The sequence below is a fragment of the Levilactobacillus suantsaii genome, assembly GCF_004115745.1.
Taxonomy (GTDB): Bacteria; Bacillota; Bacilli; order Lactobacillales; family Lactobacillaceae; genus Levilactobacillus; species Levilactobacillus suantsaii.
Map to the genome: position 1 here is coordinate 1 of NZ_QXIL01000057.1, position 1,389 is coordinate 1,389.

The following is a 1,389-nucleotide window of genomic DNA, read 5'->3' on the forward strand; positions in this document are numbered from 1 at the left end:
GTATTTCTTATTTCAAAACAACACGACGCAAGTAGCAAGCTTGGGTGTTCATCATGTAGACCAATCCGTGGTTAACGTGATCGATACCAAAAACGTGACGATTCATCATTATGATAGTTCACAGGCACGGAAAATGATTAAGCGGCATGATCTAGATGGCTATTTGACTCAGAAAAATGGTCAATTGACGATTACTTATTCAAATAGCAATCCAACCAACACGTCTTTAATTAAGGCGAGTTTACAATCAGGATTAGTCAAGTTGAAAATGAAGACGCTGGTGACCGTTACTAAGAAACAGCGCGCGGCCCTTGAATCGCAACAAGCCGCTTTGAAGAAGCTGACAGCAGCCCAGACACAAGCAACGGTGACCAAGCTGAAGACTGCCATTGCACAAGCCCAGGCCCGCGGTGACCAGGCAACTGCTGAGAAATTACAAAAGCAACTCAAGCAGGCCACAGCCACGACGTCTAGTTCGACTCAGTCAGCTAAAGCAACCAGTTATACGACTAAGTCTCATTATATTTATGGTAGTAGTGATTCAACGTTCTTTGAAAACTTTTTGCCAGCCTTTCTCGGTTTCTTTGTCTTCTTCTTTGTGTTCTTGATTTCTGGCGTTTCACTTTTGAATGAACGCACTACTGGAACCCTAAGCCGGCTACTTGCAACCCCAATTCGACGGAGTGAAATTATTATGGGCTATCTAATTGGTTATGGGGGCTTTGCCATCATTCAGACTGTCCTGACCGTTGTTTTTACAATTACGGTCTTCAAGATTCACTTAGTTGGTAGTATTTGGCTGGTCTTTCTGACTAACTTATTATTAGCGTTAGTGGCTTTGACCTTGGGTATCTTTATTTCCACCTTTGCTAACTCAGAATTTCAAATGATTCAGTTTATTCCACTGATTGTTGTACCACAAATCTTTTTTGCTGGGTTGGTTCCAGTCGATGGCATGGCCAGTTGGTTGCAAGCAATTGCCCACATCATGCCGTTATACTATGGTGCTAATGCGTTGACGGCTGTTGTGACAAAGGGTGCTGGGCTTGGCGATATTGGTGTCAATTTATTAATATTAGTAGGGTTTATGGTCGTACTAACAATGTTGAATATTGTTGGAATGAAACGTTATCGGAAGGTGTGAGGATATGGAACGACCACGGATACGGGATTATTTTCAACAGGATCTAAGTCAGAATGAAACGATTACACCTAAGCAACGGGCCATCCTCCAGGCAAGTCTGGATTTGTTTGCTGAAAAGGGTTTTGACCAGACCAGTACTAGTGATATTGCACAACGGGCCGGCGTTGCGGAGGGGACGGTCTATCGGCGGTATAAGACTAAGGCTGCCTTACGGGATGCCATCTTAGCACCAATTGCCGCGCACA

The 1,389-nt window shown here is 43.9% G+C and carries 2 protein-coding genes; both read left to right on the forward strand.

Annotated elements, in window-relative coordinates; all coding sequences use genetic code 11:
• Positions 1-1,144, forward strand: a 1,144-nt coding sequence (locus DXH47_RS11490) for an ABC transporter permease (protein ID WP_137975632.1), incomplete at its 5' end; no start/stop codon positions are given.
• Between the two features lie 4 nt (positions 1,145-1,148).
• The coding region (locus DXH47_RS11495; protein ID WP_137975633.1) for a helix-turn-helix domain-containing protein at positions 1,149-1,389 on the forward strand (241 nt) is incomplete at its 3' end.